1 protein-coding gene is annotated in these 539 nt (G+C 60.5%); it reads right to left on the bottom strand.

The window, feature by feature from the left end; all coding sequences use genetic code 11:
* Positions 1-539 (bottom strand): ImcF-related family protein (locus tag OO184_RS24965; protein ID WP_283256389.1); only part of this gene is annotated, 539 nt, incomplete at both ends.

Raw genomic sequence — 539 nt, 5'->3', positions numbered from 1 at the left:
CGCTGACCGTTAAAGGCCTGACTCCAGCGCGTCCGCATGTAGTGTTCGACCAGCGATTTATTGCGGCCGCTGCCGTCTTCCAGCATCCGCATGATGCGCAGGACTTCCAGTTTTTCTTCGCTGCCTTTAGGCGCCCGGTTCAGGTCGTCCAGCAGGCCGTTCATTAAGGCGGGCAGGAAGCGCTGAGACAGCAGTTGCAGGTAGGTATTTTCCACATACGGGCCGATATCCGCGCCCTGATAGAGCCCCATATCCGCCAGCAGCCCTTTATGATGGTAATCCCCGTAGGCCAGCGTCGCCTCGCGGATAGGATTGAGCAGGGGCAGCTGTAAATTCCCGTTGCGGTCTTCGCCTTTGGGCGGCGGAACCGACAGGAAGGTTCTGGCCTGCGTCAGCACCTCGTCCCCCGCCCGGTAGTTTTTCTGATAGTAGTGGTGCCAGCCGGTCCACAGGGCCAGCAATACCCCGGCGCCCGTCGTGGAAAAGGTCAGGAGTTTGCGGCGGTTGCGGCTTAACCACAGGCGGTTTTCTGCCGCCAG

Source organism: Photorhabdus aballayi, assembly GCF_026153155.1.
Taxonomy (GTDB): Bacteria; Pseudomonadota; Gammaproteobacteria; order Enterobacterales; family Enterobacteriaceae; genus Photorhabdus; species Photorhabdus luminescens.
Note: the sequence above shows the minus strand (reverse complement) of the source record. Positions and strands in the feature narration are given on the sequence as shown.